This is a genomic window from Pseudomonas gozinkensis (assembly GCF_014863585.1).
In the GTDB taxonomy this organism is placed as follows: domain Bacteria; phylum Pseudomonadota; class Gammaproteobacteria; order Pseudomonadales; family Pseudomonadaceae; genus Aquipseudomonas; species Aquipseudomonas gozinkensis.
This window is the reverse complement of sequence record NZ_CP062253.1, coordinates 4,205,966-4,226,212: the sequence shown is the minus strand read 5'-3', so window position 1 is coordinate 4,226,212 and position 20,247 is coordinate 4,205,966. Positions and strand designations below refer to the sequence as shown.

Genomic DNA, 20,247 nt, shown 5'->3' with positions numbered 1-20,247 from the left:
CTTGCCTCGCGGCCTGCTGCGGCACTCGCGGCAGGCTGTGCCGTGGCCAACTGACTGGAGAATTTTCATGAGACCGTTTTGGCTGGAGCAGGCTTTGCAGCTCGACACGTCCGAACCTTGCCCGCCGCTGCAAGGCGATGTGCGCACCGACGTGTGCATCGTCGGCGGCGGTTACACCGGGTTGTGGACGGCGATCATGCTCAAGCAGCAGAACCCCGAACTCGACGTGTTGCTGATCGAAGCCGACATCTGCGGCGCCGGCGCCAGTGGGCGCAATGGCGGCTGTGCGCTGTCATGGTCGGCCAAGTATTTCACCCTGGAGCGGCTGTTCGGCGTCGAAGAGGCGGTGCGTCTGGTCAAGGAATCCGAGCGCAGCATCCACGCCATCGGCGAGTTCTGCGAGCAGTACGGCGTCGATGCCGATTACCGGCTCGATGGCACGCTTTACACCGCCACCAACCGCGCGCAATGCGGCTCCACCGATGCGGTGATTGCGGCACTGGAGCGCAACGGCATCAACTCGTTTACCCAGCGGCCGGTCGCCGATGTACAGCGCATGTCCGGATCGGAAAAACATCTGGAAGGCTGGTTCTCGCCGGCCGCCGCCAGTGTGCAGCCGGGCAAACTGGTGCGCGGCTTGCGCCGGGTGGCGTTGCAACTGGGCGTGCGGATTCACGAAGGCACGGCGATGACCGGGCTGGAGGAGGGCCGTCCGGCGCGCCTTCACACGGCGAACGGCCGGGTGACCGCCGACCGCGTGGTGCTGGCGATGAACGCGTGGATGGCCCGTGCTTTTCCGCAGTTCGAGCGCAGCGTGGCGATCGTTTCCAGCGACATGCTGATCACCGAACCGCGTCCGGATCTGTTGCAGGAAATCGGTTTGACCAGCGGCGTCACCGTGCTCGACTCGCGGATTTTCGTGCACTACTACCACAACACCCCGGACGGCCGGATCATGCTCGGCAAGGGTGGCAACACCTTCGCTTACGGCGGGCGGATGCTGCCGGTGTTCGACCAGCCATCGCCCTATACCGGGCTGCTCAAGCGCAGCCTCGACGACTTCTTCCCGGCGTTCGCCGATGTGAAAGTCGACGCAACCTGGAACGGCCCTTCGGATCGCTCGGTCACCGGCCTGCCGTTCTTCGGCCAGATGAGTGCCAGCGGCAATGTGTTCTACGGTTTCGGTTATTCCGGCAGCGGTGTCGGGCCGTGCCACATGGGCGGGCAGATTCTCGCTTCGCTGGTGCAGGGCCTCGACAACCCGTGGACGCGCTCGCCGCTGGTCAACGGGCCGCTGGGTTACTTTCCGCCGGAGCCGATCCGCTACCTCGGCTCGCTGATGGTGCGCAACGCCATTCGCCGCAAGGAGCGCGCCGAGGATCACGGTCGGCGGCCCCGGCACCTTGACGTGCGTCTGGCAAAATTCGCGGCGGCGGCGGGCAAGGCCGACAAAGGTTGATCGTCAGCGCGGCGGGGCGGAGCGGTTGAGCAGCCAGTCGAGCAAGAGGTCGTCGTCAGGCTCGGTTTCTGTGGGCTGCGACGTTCGCGGGCGGCAGGCGTCGAGGCAGAGGATCGGCCGGTCGGGATCGCTGTCGAGAAAACTCACCCAGACCTCGCTGCCGGCGCAGGGCAGATTTTCCCGAGGCAGGCCCCCGCCGGCATGGGGCATGACCACCGGCAACCACAGCCCTTCACTTGCGTCTGCATGAGGCTGTTCGGGCCATAACCGCACGGCGATGCGCCCCTGATCGTCCACTTGTGCCGGTTTCCCCGGCGCGCCGAGCACTTGTGCCGGGTGATACCCCGGAATGCCAGGACGCGGTTGTTTCTGCGGCGGGCGAAACGGGGTTGACCAGGGGAGCGCCGTGAAGTCGTTGTGATAGCGACGAACCGTCGGCACTGGATCGAGAATCGAAGGTTGCTGGCCTTGATGACGCAATTCCGTGATCAGCCACTGCTCGTTGAACCCGCTCACCGGGTGCTCCATGACCTGCAACAGGCGCCCGCTGAGCAGTCGCAGGCAATCGCTGCGCCCCAGGATCGAGCGCGACCGGCAACGTTGGCGCTCCAGCAGTCGGCGACTGCGTTGGGCGACGTAGCGTTGTGCGCTCGGCAGAAATCCCGGTGGGGCGATGGCGCTTCCCAGCGTGTGGTTAGCGGCCTCCTGGCCCCTGATCGGCTGTCCTCGTTCACGCACGCCGGTGGGCATCTGAGGCGGCACTGCCTCGTGGCGCTGGAACAGGCTGCTGAGGCCGGTGGACGGCGCATCGATCTGCGTGTTGAAAGGAATGGCCGTCGGTTGCTGCGGCAGGCTCAGGCTGTCATCGGCGAATACCACCACATGGCCGTCCGGCTGATGTTCGAAGTGATAGTGAATGCCTTCCTCCTCGCAAAGCCGTTGCAACAGGGCCAGGTCGGTTTCTTCGTACTGAATGCAGAACGGGCGCAGCGGGTAGTGGCCGACGGTCATCTCGAACCGATAGCTGTGGGCAGGCAGGTGATGTTCGATGATCAGTTGCTCAAGGATGTCCGGCACGCTCAATTGTGTGAAGACCCGGCGTACGGAATGTTGCTCGAGCGATTGCAGATGGGGCACCAGCACCAGTTGGTAGGCGATCCGGTGCGTCGCCCGGTGTTCGCAACTGGCACTTTGAATGATGCCGTGAATCCCGTGGTCGTCATCCAGGTGCAGAAACGCTGCCTGATGCAACAGTGTGCCGGGTGACCAGGCGGGTGCCAGACCCATGACCTCGATCTCGAACCGATAGGGCTGATTCAGCGCTTCATGACCGCTGAAGCGCAGGACCGGCAGGCTTATCCCGCCTTCGGCCAGGGTCAGCGTAAACGGACTTTCCTTGTCATTGAGCATGGGGGCGGGCTCTGTCAGGCAATACGGGCGACAGAGGGTACGAAAACGCGACGTTGAATGGACGTGGCAAACCGGTTTTTCAGAATCGCCCTACAAGGCGCGTAGAAGATGTCGATGCGCATCGGAATTTTTGGTCGATTGCCGACTTTAGGCCGTATAAACTTGGCGCCATGCGTCGGCCAATAGATGTCTCGGCGCCACAGATCAAGAGAGTGAGTAATGGGCGCACAGTGGAAGGTTAAACACAAAGAAGCGGCAGCCAACGCCAAGGGCAAGATCTTCGGCAAACTGGTGAAGGAAATCACCATTGCTGCGCGTAACGGTGCCGATACCGCCACCAACGCACACCTGCGTCTGGTGGTCGAACAGGCCAAGAAAGCCTCGATGCCCAAGGAAACCCTGGATCGCGCCATCAAGAAGGGTGCTGGCCTGCTGGGCGAAACCGTTCAATACCATCGCGTGACCTACGAAGGCTTCGCGCCACATCAGGTGCCGCTGATCGTCGAGTGCGTCACCGACAACATCAACCGCACCGTGGCGGAAATCCGCGTGGCGTTCCGCAAGGGCCAACTGGGTGCTTCCGGTTCCGTTGCCTGGGACTTCAACCATGTCGGCATGATCGAAGCGTCGCCGGACACCCCGGACGCCGATCCGGAAATGGCCGCGATCGAAGCCGGCGCCCAGGATTTCGAGCCGGGCGAAGAGGGCGCGACCCTGTTCCTGACCGACCCGACTGACCTGGACTCGGTGCAGAAAGCCCTGCCGGAACAAGGCTTCACCGTGCTGTCGGCCAAACTGGGCTACCAGCCGAAGAACCCGGTCAGCGGCCTGAGCGACGAGCAGATGGCTGAAGTCGAGGCGTTCCTCGAAGGCCTCGACAACCATGACGACGTGCAGGACATGTTCGTCGGTCTGGCCGGCTGACACACCAGAAAATCGCAGCCCTCGGGCTGCGATTTTTTTCAGGCGTCTTGCAACACCTGGCTGATCTCGCCGAACCCCGGCCGCGCCAGCACATCCGGCTGACAACAGCGCTGTTCCAGGGCTTCCAGCACCTGACGCTGTTCATCGCTCAACCCCGAGTCGATGCGCGCCAGCAGTTCCCCCAGCAAAATTCCGAACGCCCGCACTTCGAGGCGTTGCAGCGCGCGGGTTTCAGGCGTGTCCGCCATGGCATGGAACGACGCCGCACCAAAATCCCCCAGCAGACAGTCGCCCTGATCGTTCAACAGAATGTTGTGTCCGTAAAGATCACCATGGGTGATGCCGTGACGGTGCAGATGCCCCGCGACGGAGGCGATGCCCCGAGCGATGCGCAAGGCAACGTCGGCGCTGAAATGGCAATCATCGGCATACACATCCCGTGAACAGGACGCCAGGCTCGGCAGCCCGGCCAGGTTGCGGTAGCTCGGATCGATCAACTGCATCACCAGGCCTTGCTGGCCATCGGGATGCTGGTCGATGCGGCCTTCGACGCGGATCAGGTTCGGGTGCAGCCCGGCGGTGATGCACGCGTTCATTTCATGCAGCGGCGAGCCATCGCTGGTCATTTCGCCCTTGTACAGCTTGACCGCCACTGGCGTGGCCGGCTGATTGTCAGGTTGCCAATGCGCCCGGTAAATGACCCCGGAAGCGCCTTCGCCCAGCCGTTGATCCAGATGCAGCGCCGACCAGTCGATCAGGGGCGCAGCGTCGAGCGCGGCGGCATCGGCTTCGGTTTCCAACGGATTGCCGGCGTAGGCCAGCCAGGTCAGGCTCGGCAGGGTCAGCAGCCATTGCGGCAACTCGGTCAACCGGTTGGCGGCGATGCGGATCAGCTCCAGCCGATGGCACTGGCTCAGTGACGGCGGCAGGGCGCGCAGGCGATTGCCGGCGAGCATGAGTTTCTGCAGCAACGGGCGCTCGCCCAGTTCCGTGGGCAGGGTTTCGATGGCGTTGTCGGTCAGGATCAGCCAACGCAAGTTCGGCGGCAGCGCCGCGCCGGGCACCTGAGTGATCCGGTTGGCCTTGAAACCGATCATCGTCAGCGCCTGGCACTGACCCAGGCACACCGGCAATTGCGTGAACTGATTGTCGGAGCAGAACAGCACGCGCAGGCGCGTCAGACGGTGCAGGTCGTCCGGCAGGCGGTTCAGGGCGTTGCCGCTCAGGTTGAGCACTTCCAGCGTTTCGGCCAGGTTGAAAATCTCTGGCGGAAATTCGCTGAGGCCTTCAGCCAGATCCAGCCGGGTGATGCCCGACAGTTCGCCGGCGCGCAGTTGTGCAAGGGTGTGCATGAAAATGATCGCTATCGAGAAGGCGCCGGGGCGCCGGAAATGGGGCGCATGATAACGGCAAATCAGCCCGGTTCGTGCACTTCCCGCAATTGCCCGAGCCGGCTGCGAGTACGGGCCAGATCGATCGCCTGACCGCCGAGGCTTTCACGTAACGGGAGCTGGCCGAGCAGGGTCAGGTGTTTGTCCTGGTCGTAGAGCACGTCGATCAGGTTGATAAAACGCTGCTGGGCGGCGATCGAACATTCGCCCAGTTCCGGCAGTTCATCGATGATCCAGTGGTCGAAGCGCCGGCAGAGTTCCAGATAATCCATCACGGCGGTGGGCTGTTCGCAGAGGTCGTTGAAGGTGAAACCGACGCGCCGGTCTTCGCACAGCCGCGCCTGCAAGTGCCGGCTGCCGACCGCCAAAGGCAACGGCGTGGCGTTGAGGGGCGGCAGGTTCAAGGCGAGGCGCTGCGCCGGGGTGGCCGGCCAGACGTAATGACCCTGGGTGAACATTTGATGCGCATGACGGCGCGCCTGGCTGCGGTAATCGTGCGGGCCGCCGACTTCCATGACCTGCATGCGCGCATGGATCAGGTCGATCACCGGTTTGAACCGCGCGTGGTAGAGCGGGTTGGGCAGCAAGCCTTCGGGCGGGTAATTGGAGGTCACCAGCAACAGGATCCCGCGCTTGAACAGCGCCTTGAACAAGCGGGTGATGAGCATCGCATCGCCGATGTCATGCACGTGAAACTCATCGAAACACAGCACCCGACAGTCCATCAGCAGCGCGTCGAGGGTGACGGCGAGGGCGTCGTCGCGGTCGCGGTGCTCGAACATGCCCTGATGCAACTGGGCGAAAAACCCATGGAAGTGCAGGCGGCGTTTTTGCTGGATCGGCAACGCCTGGAAAAATCCGTCCAGCAACCAGCTCTTGCCGCGCCCGACCGCTCCGTGCAGATACAGGCTGGGCGGGGTTTGCGCAGGGGTGCCGAACAACAGGCCGGCCTGATGGGCCATGCAGTCGATGACCCGCTGCTGGCTGTGGCTGAGGGTGTAGCCCTGGCCGTGGGCCTTGTTTCGGAAATAGTCACGGACCGATTGCGCGCTGGCGGTACATTGGCCCTTGGCGGCAGTGGAGCGTTTGCCGAAGAGGCGGCGCAAGGCTGACCAACGCTGGGTCAGACGCGAACGTTCGGGCGGTCGGGCGGGCACTTCAGTCACTCCGTCATCATCGGGCCGGCTCCCCCCGAGCGCGGCGGCGTAGTGTAACCAGGCGGGTAGTTTTGCTTCCACTGCGCTTTATCGGGCCGGCGTTTTTCCAGACAGCAATCTTCGGCGCGTACAGGTTTTTTCAACACTATAAATCGACGTATTGCCAAGATTTCGAAACATATCCCGGCGGATAGCTGGATCCAATCGACTGGCGCAATTGCCGTCCGTTGCTAACCTGAAACACTGTAACGGCAGAGACGCTGTCGCCATCAAGGAACAGGCAGTGAATGCAGGGATGGTCTGGGCATTGCTGGGCGGGCTCATATTACCGGTCCACGCCGCCGACCTTCAGGTCGAAGTGCGGGTCGATGTGCAGCGCGGTTGCCAGTTGATCGGCCAGCAACGCGAGGCCGGCATCGAGCAACTGGGCGTTCTCGACTTCGGCACCACGGCGCGGCTCGGTGACCACGACGGCCCACTCGGAGCGGCGCTGACCCATTCGCGCCTGCCGCGTCTGGAATGCAACCCGGACACCCCGTACCAGTTGCGCGTCGACGGCGGTTTGCACGGCGGAGTCGGTGAAGTGCGCTACATGGCGGGGGAGGCCGGCAGCAAGCCGATCCCTTATCGCTTGTATCAGGACGCCGCGCGGCGGGTGCCGCTGGTGGTGGATGTGCCGGTCAGCGGCCGGGTGCCGGACAGCGGCACGGTCGACTTGCCGTTATACGGGCGGATCGAGCGGATGGCCGAAGTGCCACGGGTCAGCCGGTATTCGGATCTGGTGAAGGTCACGGTCACCTGGTGATCGTGGAGATTTTTCAGCCATCCGGTGGAGCCGGGTGGCGCAGGGAAGGGCGTTCAATGATGAGCGCAGTGGTCGAGTGATCCTGAAGGAGTAGGGGCTCAATGATGGGCAGACACGGGCGGGTAATCGCCACAGCCACGCTGCTGTTGTTCACCGAGGTCGCATCAGCGGCGGTCAGTGGGCAGATCCTTGCGCGGCTGACGCTGATTGCCGGCTGCGAAGTGACCAACGCCACCAGCCCCGCCAGCCCGGTGGACGGGCTCGGTACTCTCGATTTCGGCCAGCAGGGCCCCACCTGGAACGCACCGATCAAGGCCAGCCTCAGCGAAGCGGGCAGCGGCCAGCTCAATGTCGCCTGCAACCCTTCGGTCACCGGGTTCACCGTGACAATCGACGGCGGCACCCATGGCGACGGCACCACACGCCGCCTGAGCAACGGGCGCCAGACACTCCCCTATCAGCTGTTTCTCGATGCCTCGGGCAGCCAGAGCTACAGCATCGGTCAACAACACAATTTCGCTGTCACCAGCGGCGCACAGATACCCATCCCGGTATTTGGCTCGGTGGTGGCGAACACCCGCGCGGTACCGGCCGGTGTCTATACCGACACCCTGACGGTGACGCTCGACTGGTAACCCCGTAGAGGACGGACACCATGCGTACGATTGCATCAAGGATAGGTTTGTCGTTGCTCGGCCTGACGCTGGCTTCCAGCGTCAATGCCGCCACCACGGTCACCGGCCAGATCACCTCCAGCCTGATCCTGATCAGCAGTTGCCAGGTCAACGGCTCCGGCGGCTCTACCGGGCTGAACTTCGGTGCGTTGAACTTCGGCACCGCCAACAGCCTGTTCACCACCGCGACCGGGCAAGTGCTGGGCGGCGGGGGCGGGGCGCTGTCGATCCTGTGCTCGGCCGGCACCACGCCGACGGTCAAGGTTCGGGCCGGCGCCCATGACGGGCTCTCGCCAGGAGGCACCCGGGCGCTGTACGACGGGGTCGCCAACTATGTGCCGTACGACCTGTACACCGACGCCGGGCACTCGCAATTGCTGGCCATCGACGGGGTGATCAACCTCGCCGCCAGCACCGGTGTGGCGCAGACCGTGAACATCTACGGTCAGGCGGTGGGCAAGGCCGGACTGCCGGCGGGCACTTACACCGACACGATTTCCGTCGAACTGACGTTCTAGTGCCATGGGCCGTCATGGTTGTGCGGCGCTGCTCCTGCTGTGTGCGGGCAGCTTGCCGCTGCCGTTGGCGGCGGTGACCAGCCAGAGTTTTCAGGTCAGCGCCACGGTGACACCGGGCTGTCTGGTGGTGGGGGGCGTATCGAACTATGGCGGGCTGAATTTCGGTTCGCGTTCGGCGCTGGCCACCGGCACGGTGCAGGTCGCGTTGACCGGTGGCGTCACGCTGCAATGCACGCCGGGCGTGACCCTGAACATGACGGTCGATGGCGGCCAGTACAACAGCGGCGGGCGACGCATGCAGATCAGCGGAGGCAGCGCGAAGGTGGCCTATGCGTTGTTTCGCGATGCGGCGTACAGCCAGAGCCTGGGCATCGGCCAAAGTGTGGCGGTGGCCTACAGCGATGCGAACAACATCAGTCTGCCGATCTACGGACAGGTGCAATTGCCGGGCAATCAGCCCGGGGGGACATACAGCGATGTGTTGCAGGTGCAGCTGTCGTGGTGATGTGAAATGACAAGGAGCAGGTTCATGGGGTTTTTCACGTCACGCTATTCGTCCGTGTGTTGCGCCGTCCTGGCGCTGGTCATGTTCGGGACGCTCAACGCCCAGGCCGCCAGTTCGGTGCTGATCTGGCCGATCGATCCGGTGCTGGAGGCCGACCAGCAGGCCAGTGCGCTGTGGCTGGAAAATCGCGGCACTGAAACCGCCAACCTGCAGATCCGCGTGTTCGGCTGGAGCCAGAGCGGTTTCGAAGAGCAATACCGCAATCAGCGCGAGGTGATCGGCAGCCCGCCGGTGGCGAAGATCGAGCCGGGTCAGAAGCAACTGGTACGCCTGACCCGAACCAAGGACGTGCCGCCAGGCCAGGAACTGGCGTACCGGATCATCATCGATGAAATCCCCTCGGCTCAGCCCCCCGTTGCCGAAGACGGCAAGACCGCTGCGGCGATCCGCTTCCAGATGCGCTACTCGGTGCCCCTGTTCGCGTATGGCGCTGGGCTGTGGAGCAAGGAAGACAGCACCCGTCAGCGTGACCCCAAGGGCGTCGGCCTGCCGCAATTGAGCTGGCGCACGGTGGCGGTGGAGGGCCGTCCTTATGTGGAAGTGCGCAATCAGGGCGCGGTTCATGCGCGATTGACTGATGTCGCCATCAAGCAGGGCAGCCAAAGTAAACCGTTGGCCGAAGGCCTGCTCGGTTACGTGCTGCCCGGCGCGGTGATGCGCTGGCCGGCACCGGCACCGGTGGCGGGAGAATTGGCTGGGCGGATCAATGGCGCGGCAAAGGTGCAGAGCATTCCGCCGGCGCGGTAGCCGTAGCGAGTCATGCCGAAGCTTTCGGGCTTCGGCGCCAGCGGTTTCAGGAGGAATCAGTCCATTGACGGACAGAACACGCTAATGAGTCCGGGATGGGCTCGCCGTATTCAGCGTCCGTTGTGGCTCATGACCGGCGCGTGGTGCCTGATGTTCATTCATCCATCCGGGGCCGGCGAACTGCCGCCGCCTCCCAGCGGCATGGAGGCCGTCAGCGATGCACAGTTGTTTCTGGAACTGGTGGTCAACCAGATGAATACCGGTCGGGTGGTGGCGGTGGAGCAGCGTGGCGGTCGCCTGTTCCTGCCGGCCAGCGTATTGCGCGACACCGGCATGAAGCTGCCGGAAGACGCTGGTGCCGAAGTCGATCTCGACGGCCTGCCGGGCCTGCACAGCGACTACGACAGCGTCAGCCAGCGCTTGCTGCTCGACGTGCCGCCGGACTGGCTGCCGGAGCAGTTCATCGGCAACCGTGAAGTCTATCCACGCACCCCGGCGCTGAGCAGTTTCGGCGCCTTGTTCAACTATGACCTGTACCTCAATGACACCGACGACGCCGGCACCTATCTGGCGGCGTGGAACGAGGTGCGGGTGTTCGACAGTTGGGGCACGTTGTTGAACACCGGGCAATATCGCCGCACGCTGTCGGGGGATGCGGTCAGCACGCTGGACAACGGTTATCTGCGCTACGACACCACCTGGCGCTATTCCGACGACGAGCGGATGCTGACCTACGAGGCCGGGGACGTGGTCAGCGGCGCCTTGCCCTGGAGCAGTTCGGTGCGCCTGGGCGGCGTGCAGTTCTCGCGGGATTTTGCAGTGCGTCCGGATCTGGTGACCTACCCGCTGCCGCAGTTCGCCGGGGAAGCGGCAGTGCCGTCCTCGGTGGATCTGTTCATCAACGGCTACAAATCCAGCAGCACCGATCTGCAACCGGGGCCGTACACCCTGACCAACATTCCGTTTATCAACGGCGCGGGTGAGGCGGTGGTGGTGACCACTGATGCGCTGGGCCGGCAGGTGTCGACCACGGTGCCGTTCTATGTCACCAGCAGCCTGTTGCAGAAAGGCCTGAGCGACTTTTCGGTGGCCGCCGGTACGCTACGCCGGGATTACGGCCTGAAGGATTTCAGCTATGGGCCGGGCGTGACTTCGGGCAGTTTGCGTTATGGCGTCAGCGACACGTTTACTCTGGAGAGTCATGCCGAAGCGGCGGATTCCCTGACTCTGGGGGGGCTGGGCGGTAACTTGCGGCTGGGCAATTTCGGGGTGCTCAACAGCGCGATCAGCCAGAGCCGTTTCGACGGTGACGGTGGCCAGCAACTGAGCCTCGGTTATCAATACAGCGGTCAGCGCTACAGCTTTTCCTATCAGCGTCTGCAACGCCGCGATCGCTATGCCGACCTGACCGTGGTCGATAGCCCTTACACCACGCTCAGCAAGCGCAGTGAGCAGGCGACCCTGAGCCTCAACCTCGAACGCTGGGGCAGTCTCGGCGTCGGATATTTCGACATTCGCGCGGCAGACGAAACCCGCACACGGTTGCTCAACCTGAGCTGGAGCAAACCGCTGTGGCGCAACAGCAGTTTCTACCTGTCGGCCAACCGTGAAATCGGTGACAGCAACTGGGCGGTGCAGGCGCAACTGGTGATTCCGTTCGACCTGCGCGGCAGCCTGGCCATCAGCAGCGAACGCAGCAAGACCGGGCAGACGCAGCAGCGGGTCAACTACAGCCGCGCCGTGCCGTCCGAGGGCGGGGTGGGCTTCAATCTCGGCTACGCCAAGGGTGACGGCGCCGATTACCGCCAGGCGGACGTGACCTGGCGTCTGCAATCGGTGCAATTGCAGGCGGGCGTCTACGGGACGTCCGACGCCGAAACCCGTTGGGCCGATGCCAGCGGCTCGCTGGTGTGGATGGATGATCAAGTGTTCGCCGCCAATCGTATCGACGATGCGTTCGTGGTGGTCAGCACTGATGGCTACGCGGACATTCCGGTGCGTTACGAGAACCAGCAGGTCGGTCAGACCGACCGCAATGGTCACTTGCTGGTGCCGTGGAGCAGCGCCTATTACCGGGGCAAGTACGAAATCGATCCGCTGAACCTGCCGGCCAACGTGCGCAGCCCGAATGTCGAGCAACGTGTTGCCGTGCGCCGGGGCAGTGGCTATCTGCTGGAGTTTCCGTTGAGCCGGGTGATCGCCGCGAGCATCGTGCTGGTGGATGCGCAGCAAAAGGAATTGCCGCTGGGCAGTGGCGTTTTGCATGAACAGAGCGGCGCGCGGACGGTGGTCGGTTGGGACGGACTGGTCTACCTGGAAAACCTCCAGGCGCAAAATTCGCTGCGGGTGACCCTGGCGGACGGCAAAACCTGCCAGGCGCAATTCAGCGTCGATCTGAAGCAGAACGAAGTGCCGCTGATCGGCCCGTTGGTGTGCCAATGATCCGGGCGCGGCTTGTTCTGTGGCTGCTGTTGCTGCTGCCGGGGCTGGCGCAGGCGCTGTGTTCGGTGGTCACCACCACGCCGGCCGGGTTCGGGAACATCAGCTCGATCGCCGTGCGCACCACCTCGCAACCCAGTTCCACCCTGAACGGCGGCTTGAGTTGTACCGGTTCGCTGCTGTCGCTGTTGACCAACAATGACCATTTCTGGGCCACCGTCACTTCGACCCAGAGCGGTTTGCTCGGGCCCACTGGCGATGTGATCGGCTACACGATCTACGCCAACAACAGCACCAGTTACCCGCTGACGCGCGGCACCGCCTATGACTTCGCCCGCAACGGCATCATTGATGCCCTCGGCTTGCTGGCCGGCACCGTGCCGAAAACCGTGCCGCTTTATTTCGGCACCACCATCGGCAGCAACGTGGCGGCGGGGGTATACACCGAAACCCTGAGCATCTTCTGGAACTGGAACTACTGCTCCGGGATCGGCGTCGGCGGCATCTGTCTGGGACGCGATATCAGCAGTGGCACCACGACGCTGACGGTCAACCTGACGGTGGCCAACGACTGCACCATTACTGCGCCGAACATCGCCTTTGGCAGTGCGCCGGTCATCAGCGCTTTTACCGTGGTGACCGGGCAGACCATCAACCTGGCCTGCACCAAGGGCAGTGCCTACACCGTGGGGCTGAACGACGGGCAGAATGCGCTGAGTGTCGGCGGGCGGCGGCGGATGATTTCCGGCAGCAACTATCTGGCCTACGACATTTTCAAGAGCGCCGGGACCACCCGTTGGGGCAGTGTCGGCGCGGCCCGCCGGGCCAGCAGCGATGCCGAGGTCAACCCCGGCAACGGGCTGGGCACCGGCAGCCAGATCTTCAATTACAACGCGAAAATCTACACCGACCAGACCACACCGCCCGCCGGAACCTACCTGGACAATGTGGTACTGGATGTGGGGTTCTGAAGCGGCTAGAAACTCACGGATTGCTTGAGCATTTTCGCCGCCGGGGTATCGGTCGGGCTGACCATCGCGTAGTTGTAGCCCTTGCCGGACCAGTATTCGGCCTGCAGATCCCCGTCCTGACGGCTGCCCCGGGGCAGAAAGGTATTTTTCGGTCCCGGTGGGCGCACGTAGAAACTGACCTTGTGCCCGTTCTGGTCTTCATACATCACCATCGCCGCCGGGCCTTCATCGGTACTCAGCAGACGGCCGCTGACCGGTGCAAAACCCGCCGACGTCAGGTCCGGCAGGCGATTGGCCTGAGTGAAATAGCGGTCGAGCCAGCGCTGGATATCGCCGTCGCCGTCGACCTTGTAGTCCGCCGGCAGAAGCCCTTGCTGGGCGATCAAGCGGTACGCCTGCAAGGCGTCCGTCATCGGTGCCGGGGGATGAAACACGGTCATGTCCCGGGCCTTCCAGCCACCGACACCGCCGAGGCTGACAGCAATCAAAAGCACCGCCGCGCTGGCCCATTGGCGGCGCGACTGGCGTTTGAGTCGCTGGCGGATCAGCGACGGATCAAGGTCCGGATTGGCCGGTTGTTGCAACGCACCACCGAGGGCGGCGCGCAGGTGCTGGGCATCCTGTTGCCAGGCGCGAACCTGCGCCGCTTCGTCCGGATGGCTGGCGAGCCAGGTTTCCAGCACATGCCGGTCGGCCTCGCTGAGCTGGTGGTCGACATAGGCGTGCAGGTCACGTTCGTTGGGGGGCAGACTGATCATTTGAGTATCCGCAAGGAAGGGCTGTTGATTTCCCCGTCGCTGAGCTGGCGCAGGGCCTGGCGAGCACGGGACAGGCGCGACATCACGGTGCCGGTGGGGACGTCGAGAATCTCGGCGACCTCCTTATAAGTCAGGCCTTCCACTGACACCATCAGCAGCAGCGCGCGCTGTTCGGTGGGCAATCGGTCGAAGGCCTGCAGGGTCGATTGGGCAATCACGGTGCGTTCCACCGAGGGCTCGGTGTCATCGCGGCCGGTGAAGAATTCGAGCATCCGCGCATAACGCCGCGAACGCCGATGCGCATCAAGAAACTGCCGGTACAGGATCGAAAACAGCCACGCGCGCAGATCGCCATCGGCGCGTTTGTCGCCCCAACCCGACAGCGCCTTCTCCAGGCTGGCCTGTACCAGGTCGTCGGCGCTGCTGCCGTTGCGGGTCAACGACACGGCAAAGCGCCGCAATCTGGGAATGATTTCTCTCAGTTGTTCGTCGAATTCGCTCATGAAGTTCTGCTAGTCACTACGCTGTGGACTAGGAAGACGCCCGGCATTGGAGGTTATTCCACGTCCTGAAAAATAAATACCGGGCCGTGGAATAAATCCCGATGGCGTGCGTCTTGCTGATTCTTCCTACTTGTGGCCGATGGCCCTGGAGTGCTTCATGGTTGATCGCAGCTCATCGCCCGGCGGGCCACAACGCCCGCCACTGAGTGCCGCGAGCCTGGTGTTGCGTCTTGGCGGAATCGCCGTGGTGGTCGCAGCCCTGGCCGGGGCGTTTGCCTACGTTCATGGTTCATTTGACCCACAACGTCTGACGCCAAAAGCGTTGGTCGACGTGCTGGAAAAGAACAACGGCGTGCATCCCGGCTTTCGCCGCAATCACGCCAAAGGTGTTTGCGTGATCGGACATTTCGAGAGCAGCGGCGAGGCTCGCCCGTATTCTGTCGCGCAAGTGTTCAACGAGCCGCGCACGCCGGTGGTCGGGCGTTTCGCTTTGCCGGCCGGCAGTCCGTATGCGCCGGACAGCGCCGTACCGATCCGCAGTCTGGCGCTGCGTTTCTCTCAAGCCAACGGCCAGCAGTGGCGCACCGGGATGAACAGCATGCCTGTGTTCCCGGTCGGCACGCCCGAGGCGTTCTATCAGTTGCAGCAGGCGCAATCGCCGGATCCTGCCACGGGCAAGCCGGATCCGTCCAAGGTGCCGGCATTTTTTGCCGCACACCCGGAAGCCGTGCCGTTTCTGACCTGGATTAAAACCGCCAAACCTTCTGCCAGTTACGCGACGGAAACCTACAACAGCGTCAACGCGTTCTATCTGGTGGATGCCAGCGGCAAGAAGCAGGCAGTGCGCTGGAGCATGACGCCTCTGGCCCAGGACGCTGCCGGTGCGACTGCGCCTGAAGGTAGCGACTTCCTTGAGAAGGACCTGGTGCAACGCCTGGCCGAAGGGCCGCTGCGCTTTCAGTTGAACATCACGTTGGCCAATGCCGACGATCCGGTGAACGATGCGAGCAAGAGCTGGCCCGCCGGTCGCAAGATGTTGAACGCCGGCACTCTGGTGCTGGAAAAGACCCAGCCGCAACTCAGCGGCGAATGCCGTGACATCAACTACGATCCGCTGGTGCTGCCGGCCGGCATTCAGGGTTCCGACGACCCCTTGCTGGCCGCGCGCTCGGCCGGTTACGCCGATTCCTACCTGCGTCGCACCAGCGAAGTCAGCCAACTGCCGACCGGCAAAAAGGAGGCTCGCCCATGAGCACGCAACCGACTCATTTCAATCCGCTGGCGCGGTTGCTGCACTGGCTGATGGCGTTGATGATCATCGCGATGTTGTTCATCGGCGCCGGCATGGTGACCTCGGTGTCGGCGCGGCATGAATGGCTGATCAATCTGCACAAGCCGTTGGGCATCGCGATTCTGTTGCTGGTGATCGTGCGCATTCTGGTGCGACTGGGCACTCGTCAGCCGCCGCTGCCGGCGGATCTGCCGGGCTGGCAGGTGATGGCGGCCAAGGCCTCTCATCTGTTGCTGTACGCGCTGATGCTGGTGCTGCCGCTGCTGGGCTGGGCGATGATCAGCGCGGCGGGGGATCCGGTGATGCTTGGCACGTCGCTGCAATTGCCGTCGATCGTGCCGGCGGATGCGCAGGTGTTTGCGTTGCTGCGCAAGGCTCATGGGTATCTGGCGTATCTGTTGTTCCTGACCGTGCTGCTGCACCTGGCGGCGGCGCTGTTCCATGGCTGGGTGCGCCGCGACGAGGTGCTCGACAGCATGCTGCGGGGACGCCATCGCGGTTGATAGGGTGTCAGTCCGACGTGGCGAGGGCGCAAGCAGCCTCGCCACGTTTCGGTGTGGCCAGTGTGAGCCACCAATAAAACAGCGCGACCATGTTGATTGCGGCACCCAGCCAGCAGACTCCTGGCCATCCTGCCCAGGCATACATGGCCGTCGAGGCGATTGAGCCCGAGGCGCTGCCAATTGAGTAAAACAGCATGTAGCCGGCAGTCAGTCGGCTCTGCGCCTCTGGGCGGACGCTGTAGATCATGCTCTGGCTGGTGACGTGCACGGCTTGCAAGCCCAGATCCAGGGTGATGACGCCAAGCAGCAACGCCCACAATGAAGACTGGGTGAGTGCGATCGGCAGCCACGAGCCCAGCATCAGCATCAGCGAGAGCCCGCTGACCCTTTGTCCCCATCCTCGATCCGCCAGATGTCCGGCTCTGGCAGCGGCCAGTGCGCCTGCCGCGCCGGCGAGTCCGAACAATCCGATTTCACTGTGGGAAAGCGACAGCGGCGGGGCGGCGAGCGGTAGCACCATCGGCGTCCACAGCACCATGGCGCTGGCGAAGGTGAGCAGGGCCAGGATCGCTCGTTGGCGCAGCACCGGTTCCTCACGAAACAGAGTGAATACTGAAGCGATCAGTACCACGTATCGTGTGCCCGGTCGTGCTTCTTCATCCTTGGGCAACACCCGAAACAGCAGCACGGCCATCACCAGCGTCAGTCCCGCCGACAGCAGATAAATCGAGCGCCAGCCGGCCAGATCGGCCATGCCGCCCGCCACCGTGCGCGCGAGCAGAATGCCCACGACGATGCCGCTGGTGATCACGCCCACAACCTTTCCACGTTGCGCCGGGACAGCCAGGGTTGCGGCGTAGGCGACCAACACCTGGGTGACCACGGCAAGCAGGCCGGTCAGGGTGACGCCGATCAGCAGCCAGGCGCTGTTCGAGGCCATGGCAATCATCAGCAAGGCAGCGGCGGACAACAGCGTTTGCGTGACGATCAGTCGCCGGCGGTTGAGCAAGTCGCCAAGTGGCACGAGCAATAACAGCCCGAGGCCGTAGCCGACCTGGGTCAGCGTCATGACGATCCCGATACTGCCCGGTGACAGTCCAAAGGCGTCGGCCATCGCATCCAGCAGCGGCTGGGCGTAATACACGTTGCCCACCGCGAGGCCGCAGGCGATGGCGAAAAGCAGAACGACACCTTTATCGAGGGTTGCAGTGTTCATGTCCCGGATCCTTTTAGGTTTCAATTTGAAACTTGATTGACGGTAAGTAATCCGGTTTTGATTTGCAACCTGATTGGATAAAGTCGACGCAAAAAAAAGATCGCAGACAGGCTGCGATCTTTCGTGAAGCGAAAATCAGGGGGGATCAGCGCAGGGTGTCGACCATGTCCGCGACGGTGGTCAGCACGTCTTTGCCCAGTTGCTTCGAGCGTTTGCCCGACCAGCCGGTGAGCGGGTTCGGTGCGTCGTCGTGATCCTTGAACGGCATTTCCAGGGTCAGCGACAGGCAGTCGAACTTCTGGCCGACGCTGTTGCAGGCCAGGGTCATGTTGGCCTGACCCGGTTCGTCGCGGGTGTAGCCGTACTTGGTCTGGAAATCTTTGGTGGTGTGCTTCAGGTGGCTGCGGAAGTGCTCTTCGAGTTTCTCCAGGCGCGGCGTGTAGCCCGGATTGCCTTCGCAACCGGCGGTGAACACGTGGGGAATTTCTTCGTCACCGTGTACGTCGAGGAACAGATCGACGCCGTACTTTTCCATCTGCTGTTGTACGAAAAGTACTTCCGGGCTGACTTCCTGGCTGGCGTTCTGCCAGGCGCGGTTCAGGTCCTGGCCCATGGCGTTGGTGCGCAGGTGGCCGTGGAAGGCGCCGTCCGGGTTCATGTTCGGCACCAGGTACAGATCGGCGCTGGCCAGCAGTTTGTTCAACACCGGATCGTCGTGATGTTCAAGGCGTTCGATCACGCCTTCCATGAACCACTCGGCCATGTGCTCGCCGGGATGTTGCTGGGCGATGATCCAGATCTTGCGGCGACCTTCAGCGCCGGTGCCTTTGCGCAGCAGCTGGATGTCGCGGCCTTCGACGCTTTTGCCGGTGGCCAGCAGTTCGGTGCCGGCCTTGGTCAGTGCTTGCTCGATCAGCCAGTCATGACGGCCACGGCTGTAAGGTTCGAAGTAGGCGAACCAGGCGTGAGTCTGCTCGGCTTCGAGGCAGAAGCGCAGGCTGTCGCCTTCGAATTGGGTCGGAATGCGGAACCAGTTGACGTGGTCGTAGGAAGCGACCGCCTGATAGCCGGTCCAGGCTTTGTTGTATGAGGATTGGCTGGCGTTGACCAGACGGAACCAGTGTTCCTGATGGACGTGCAGGCCGCTGGCCTTGAAGTGGAACCACTGGAAATGGGCGCTGCGGGTATCTGGCCGAATTGCCAGAACCGGGTTGAGCGGATTGCTGATGTCGATGACTTGGATGTTGCCGCTGTCGAAGTTGGCGCTGATGTCGAACGAAGATTTGGCCACGGTCATAATCGGTTCCTGAATATGATTTTTATGGCGGCTACTTTACACGCAAGACAGGGGTGAAACCGAGGTAAATTGCGGGTTGCGGCGGGGGGCGTCCTCCATGACGCGAACGCAGCTTAGTGGCTGTGCGATTGATTCTCAAGTGCTAATTGGCATTACTTTGCCCCAATGTGGCCGGGGTCCGCTTGCCAAGCAATATTCTTTTGATATTATCCGCGCCATCGAATTTGCGGCACCCAAAGACTTCATTAGCCTGAAGCCACAAGCCAGAAAACTGGCAAAAAAAAGACCCGGCAAAAAGCCGGGTCAAAAACCGTGATTAGCCTGATGAGGAGATAGTCCAGAAGACCGACCTAAGGTCTCTGGTCCATCGACTGATCTCGCGACCAGCTGCTTGCAATAATAATCATTATCATTTGCAAGTCAAATGTTTTTATCTGCGCGATTGGAAAATTCTTTCCTGTCCGTCCGAACTCCCGTCTTCAGCGAACCGCGCCATCGAGCGAGTGATCAACCATCGCCCGCGCCATGTCCACCATGTGCACGACCGAAAACGCCAGATCCCGATTGACGCCCTGCAAGCTGTCCGCTGCCTTGAACGCCGTAGCCGCTGCACATCGCAGCAGATCCGAGGCGTGGACCAGCGATTCTTCGCCACTCAGATTGCTGTTTACGCCGAAAAAGCGCTCATCCACTTCCGGTTCTGACACAGCTGGTTTCAAGTAATAGTCCAACGCCCGTTGCGCAGCGGCACACCCTTGCGGGGACGTGAAGGTGGTGTCCATTTGCAGGTCGGGCAAGTCTTTGCTGGTGATATTCATGGTGAAAGGTCACTCCTTGGTCGATTCAAATCCGTGACTCAAGAATAGTACTATTGGTATTTGTGACCAGAATTTAAATACTACAATATGTGTTTTGCTGGCCGCAGGCGTCCACGTATGGTGCCGCACATGGATAAATGGATTGAGTTGGTCAAGGCCAAAATGAGTGAACTCAACGTCACTCAAGTCGAGCTCGGCGAGCGCGTCGGCATGTCTCAGGGCGGTATCGGCCATTGGCTGAACAAGCGCCGCGAGCCCGGCATCACGCAGATGAACCGCGTGCTGAAAGCACTGGGCATGGAGTATCTCGAGGTCGCAGTGGTGATTCGCGAACCGCAGATCGATGCGGACGACGAAATGCCCCTGGCGCAGAAGTACAACCCTTACTTTCGCTATCCGGTCAGCGAGTGGAATGCGCCGATCGAGGCCCGTGAGAGCCAGCCAGCGTATTCGAGTGCCAAGGACAAGCGACGTTTCGAACTGACGGACTACCACGCCCGCGGCCCGGCGTTCTGGCTCACCGTGATGGGGAATGCGATGACCGCGCCCACCGGGCAAAGCATCGGCGAGGGGATGATGATCCTGGTGGATCCGGCGCTTGAAGCCGAGCCCGGCAAACTGGTGATCGCCCAGTGGCCGGACAGTGATGAGGCGATTTTCCGCAAACTGATCGAAGAGGGCGGCCAGCGTTACCTGGTGCCGCTCAATCCGACCTGGCCGAAAGCCTTGTTGACCGACGAGTGCCGAATTATCGGCGTTGTGGTTCAGGCGACGGCCAAATACTAGTCAGATCGATCCTCG

21 protein-coding genes are annotated in these 20,247 nt (G+C 62.5%); 13 read left to right on the top strand and 8 right to left on the bottom strand.

Features of this window, described 5'->3' with window-relative positions; all coding sequences use genetic code 11:
- The first annotated feature begins 61 nt into the window (after positions 1-61).
- Positions 62-1,459, top strand: a complete 1,398-nt coding sequence (locus IHQ43_RS18710) for an FAD-dependent oxidoreductase (protein WP_192565031.1) — start codon at positions 62-64, stop codon at positions 1,457-1,459.
- A 3-nt stretch (positions 1,460-1,462) separates the two neighbouring features.
- On the opposite strand, the gene IHQ43_RS18705 is transcribed toward IHQ43_RS18710, so the two are convergent.
- Positions 1,463-2,869, bottom strand: a complete 1,407-nt coding sequence (locus IHQ43_RS18705) for a type VI secretion system Vgr family protein (RefSeq protein ID WP_192561654.1) — start codon at positions 2,867-2,869, stop codon at positions 1,463-1,465.
- Positions 2,870-3,088: 219 nt separating this feature from the next.
- On the opposite strand from IHQ43_RS18705, the gene IHQ43_RS18700 reads away from it, so the two are divergent.
- The gene (locus tag IHQ43_RS18700; protein ID WP_007951538.1) at positions 3,089-3,793 is read left to right on the top strand and encodes a YebC/PmpR family DNA-binding transcriptional regulator; all 705 of its coding nucleotides are present in this window, start codon (positions 3,089-3,091) and stop codon (positions 3,791-3,793) included.
- A 38-nt stretch (positions 3,794-3,831) separates the two neighbouring features.
- Here the strand turns inward: IHQ43_RS18700 and IHQ43_RS18695 are convergent, their stop codons facing one another.
- Positions 3,832-5,145 carry a leucine-rich repeat-containing protein kinase family protein gene (locus IHQ43_RS18695; RefSeq protein ID WP_192561653.1) on the bottom strand — a complete coding sequence of 438 codons (1,314 nt, stop codon included), beginning with the start codon at positions 5,143-5,145 and terminating at the stop codon, positions 3,832-3,834.
- A gap of 62 nt (positions 5,146-5,207) precedes the next feature.
- Positions 5,208-6,341, bottom strand: coding sequence for a cell division protein ZapE (gene zapE / locus IHQ43_RS18690; RefSeq protein WP_192561652.1), 1,134 nt, complete (start codon positions 6,339-6,341; stop codon positions 5,208-5,210).
- 295 nt (positions 6,342-6,636) lie between these two features.
- Here zapE and IHQ43_RS18685 point away from each other — a divergent pair, with 295 nt between their 5' ends.
- The 7 genes from IHQ43_RS18685 (at position 6,637) to IHQ43_RS18655 (ending at position 13,060) form a co-directional block, all read left to right on the top strand.
- Positions 6,637-7,146, top strand: a complete 510-nt coding sequence (locus IHQ43_RS18685) for a Csu type fimbrial protein (RefSeq protein ID WP_192565030.1) — start codon at positions 6,637-6,639, stop codon at positions 7,144-7,146.
- Between the two features lie 101 nt (positions 7,147-7,247).
- A complete protein-coding gene (locus IHQ43_RS18680; protein WP_192561651.1) occupies positions 7,248-7,781 on the top strand; it encodes a Csu type fimbrial protein in 534 nt (177 codons plus the stop codon).
- A gap of 20 nt (positions 7,782-7,801) precedes the next feature.
- Positions 7,802-8,338: a Csu type fimbrial protein gene (locus IHQ43_RS18675; protein ID WP_007951533.1), complete on the top strand. Its 537-nt coding sequence runs from the start codon at positions 7,802-7,804 to the stop codon at positions 8,336-8,338.
- A 4-nt stretch (positions 8,339-8,342) separates the two neighbouring features.
- Positions 8,343-8,843, top strand: coding sequence for a Csu type fimbrial protein (locus IHQ43_RS18670; protein ID WP_192561650.1), 501 nt, complete (start codon positions 8,343-8,345; stop codon positions 8,841-8,843).
- A gap of 24 nt (positions 8,844-8,867) precedes the next feature.
- Positions 8,868-9,650: a fimbrial biogenesis chaperone gene (locus IHQ43_RS18665; RefSeq protein WP_192561649.1), complete on the top strand. Its 783-nt coding sequence runs from the start codon at positions 8,868-8,870 to the stop codon at positions 9,648-9,650.
- A gap of 84 nt (positions 9,651-9,734) precedes the next feature.
- Positions 9,735-12,092 (top strand): fimbria/pilus outer membrane usher protein, encoded by a 2,358-nt coding sequence (locus IHQ43_RS18660; RefSeq protein WP_192561648.1) that lies wholly within the window; start codon positions 9,735-9,737, stop codon positions 12,090-12,092.
- The gene (locus IHQ43_RS18655; protein WP_192561647.1) at positions 12,089-13,060 is read left to right on the top strand and encodes a Csu type fimbrial protein; all 972 of its coding nucleotides are present in this window, start codon (positions 12,089-12,091) and stop codon (positions 13,058-13,060) included. Before IHQ43_RS18660 ends, IHQ43_RS18655 begins: the two co-directional genes overlap by 4 nt.
- Positions 13,061-13,065: 5 nt before the next feature.
- Here IHQ43_RS18655 and IHQ43_RS18650 read toward each other — a convergent pair whose 3' ends face one another.
- Both IHQ43_RS18650 and IHQ43_RS18645 read right to left on the bottom strand, forming a co-directional pair.
- Positions 13,066-13,818 carry an anti-sigma factor family protein gene (locus IHQ43_RS18650; protein WP_192561646.1) on the bottom strand — a complete coding sequence of 251 codons (753 nt, stop codon included), beginning with the start codon at positions 13,816-13,818 and terminating at the stop codon, positions 13,066-13,068.
- The gene (locus IHQ43_RS18645) at positions 13,815-14,321 is read right to left on the bottom strand and encodes an RNA polymerase sigma factor (RefSeq protein WP_192561645.1); all 507 of its coding nucleotides are present in this window, start codon (positions 14,319-14,321) and stop codon (positions 13,815-13,817) included. The genes IHQ43_RS18650 and IHQ43_RS18645 overlap by 4 nt, the downstream gene beginning before the upstream one ends.
- A 157-nt stretch (positions 14,322-14,478) precedes the next feature.
- Here IHQ43_RS18645 and IHQ43_RS18640 point away from each other — a divergent pair, with 157 nt between their 5' ends.
- A complete protein-coding gene (locus IHQ43_RS18640) occupies positions 14,479-15,573 on the top strand; it encodes a catalase family peroxidase (protein ID WP_192561644.1) in 1,095 nt (364 codons plus the stop codon).
- Positions 15,570-16,115, top strand: coding sequence for a cytochrome b (locus IHQ43_RS18635; RefSeq protein WP_192561643.1), 546 nt, complete (start codon positions 15,570-15,572; stop codon positions 16,113-16,115). Before IHQ43_RS18640 ends, IHQ43_RS18635 begins: the two co-directional genes overlap by 4 nt.
- Positions 16,116-16,122: 7 nt before the next feature.
- On the opposite strand, the gene IHQ43_RS18630 is transcribed toward IHQ43_RS18635, so the two are convergent.
- The gene (locus IHQ43_RS18630; RefSeq protein ID WP_192561642.1) at positions 16,123-17,331 is read right to left on the bottom strand and encodes an MFS transporter; all 1,209 of its coding nucleotides are present in this window, start codon (positions 17,329-17,331) and stop codon (positions 16,123-16,125) included.
- A 145-nt stretch (positions 17,332-17,476) separates the two neighbouring features.
- Positions 17,477-18,628 carry a M14 family metallopeptidase gene (locus IHQ43_RS18625; RefSeq protein ID WP_192561641.1) on the bottom strand — a complete coding sequence of 384 codons (1,152 nt, stop codon included), beginning with the start codon at positions 18,626-18,628 and terminating at the stop codon, positions 17,477-17,479.
- 97 nt (positions 18,629-18,725) lie between these two features.
- Between IHQ43_RS18625 and IHQ43_RS18620 the strand changes: the two genes are divergently transcribed.
- Positions 18,726-18,944 (top strand): hypothetical protein, encoded by a 219-nt coding sequence (locus tag IHQ43_RS18620; RefSeq protein WP_192561640.1) that lies wholly within the window; start codon positions 18,726-18,728, stop codon positions 18,942-18,944.
- A 163-nt stretch (positions 18,945-19,107) separates the two neighbouring features.
- Here the strand turns inward: IHQ43_RS18620 and IHQ43_RS18615 are convergent, their stop codons facing one another.
- On the bottom strand, positions 19,108-19,446 hold the full coding sequence (locus tag IHQ43_RS18615; RefSeq protein WP_192561639.1) for a DUF6124 family protein: 339 nt from the start codon (positions 19,444-19,446) through the stop codon (positions 19,108-19,110).
- Between the two features lie 129 nt (positions 19,447-19,575).
- On the opposite strand from IHQ43_RS18615, the gene IHQ43_RS18610 reads away from it, so the two are divergent.
- The gene (locus IHQ43_RS18610; protein ID WP_192561638.1) at positions 19,576-20,232 is read left to right on the top strand and encodes a LexA family protein; all 657 of its coding nucleotides are present in this window, start codon (positions 19,576-19,578) and stop codon (positions 20,230-20,232) included.
- The last annotated feature ends 15 nt before the right edge of the window (positions 20,233-20,247 follow it).

Excerpts from the sequence above, each read along its gene's own strand:
- IHQ43_RS18705 (WP_192561654.1), bottom strand. The coding sequence starts at position 2,869 with ATGCTCAATGACAAGGAAAGTCCGTTTACGCTGACCCTGGCCGAAGGC.
- IHQ43_RS18700 (WP_007951538.1), top strand. The coding sequence starts at position 3,089 with ATGGGCGCACAGTGGAAGGTTAAACACAAAGAAGCGGCAGCCAACGCC.
- IHQ43_RS18695 (WP_192561653.1), bottom strand. The coding sequence starts at position 5,145 with ATGCACACCCTTGCACAACTGCGCGCCGGCGAACTGTCGGGCATCACC.
- IHQ43_RS18685 (WP_192565030.1), top strand. The coding sequence starts at position 6,637 with ATGGTCTGGGCATTGCTGGGCGGGCTCATATTACCGGTCCACGCCGCC.
- IHQ43_RS18680 (WP_192561651.1), top strand. The coding sequence starts at position 7,248 with ATGATGGGCAGACACGGGCGGGTAATCGCCACAGCCACGCTGCTGTTG.
- IHQ43_RS18675 (WP_007951533.1), top strand. The coding sequence starts at position 7,802 with ATGCGTACGATTGCATCAAGGATAGGTTTGTCGTTGCTCGGCCTGACG.
- IHQ43_RS18670 (WP_192561650.1), top strand. The coding sequence starts at position 8,343 with ATGGGCCGTCATGGTTGTGCGGCGCTGCTCCTGCTGTGTGCGGGCAGC.
- IHQ43_RS18665 (WP_192561649.1), top strand. The coding sequence starts at position 8,868 with ATGGGGTTTTTCACGTCACGCTATTCGTCCGTGTGTTGCGCCGTCCTG.
- IHQ43_RS18660 (WP_192561648.1), top strand. The coding sequence starts at position 9,735 with ATGAGTCCGGGATGGGCTCGCCGTATTCAGCGTCCGTTGTGGCTCATG.
- IHQ43_RS18655 (WP_192561647.1), top strand. The coding sequence starts at position 12,089 with ATGATCCGGGCGCGGCTTGTTCTGTGGCTGCTGTTGCTGCTGCCGGGG.
- IHQ43_RS18650 (WP_192561646.1), bottom strand. The coding sequence starts at position 13,818 with ATGATCAGTCTGCCCCCCAACGAACGTGACCTGCACGCCTATGTCGAC.
- IHQ43_RS18645 (WP_192561645.1), bottom strand. The coding sequence starts at position 14,321 with ATGAGCGAATTCGACGAACAACTGAGAGAAATCATTCCCAGATTGCGG.
- IHQ43_RS18640 (WP_192561644.1), top strand. The coding sequence starts at position 14,479 with ATGGTTGATCGCAGCTCATCGCCCGGCGGGCCACAACGCCCGCCACTG.
- IHQ43_RS18635 (WP_192561643.1), top strand. The coding sequence starts at position 15,570 with ATGAGCACGCAACCGACTCATTTCAATCCGCTGGCGCGGTTGCTGCAC.
- IHQ43_RS18630 (WP_192561642.1), bottom strand. The coding sequence starts at position 17,331 with ATGAACACTGCAACCCTCGATAAAGGTGTCGTTCTGCTTTTCGCCATC.
- IHQ43_RS18625 (WP_192561641.1), bottom strand. The coding sequence starts at position 18,628 with ATGACCGTGGCCAAATCTTCGTTCGACATCAGCGCCAACTTCGACAGC.
- IHQ43_RS18620 (WP_192561640.1), top strand. The coding sequence starts at position 18,726 with ATGACGCGAACGCAGCTTAGTGGCTGTGCGATTGATTCTCAAGTGCTA.
- IHQ43_RS18615 (WP_192561639.1), bottom strand. The coding sequence starts at position 19,446 with ATGAATATCACCAGCAAAGACTTGCCCGACCTGCAAATGGACACCACC.
- IHQ43_RS18610 (WP_192561638.1), top strand. The coding sequence starts at position 19,576 with ATGGATAAATGGATTGAGTTGGTCAAGGCCAAAATGAGTGAACTCAAC.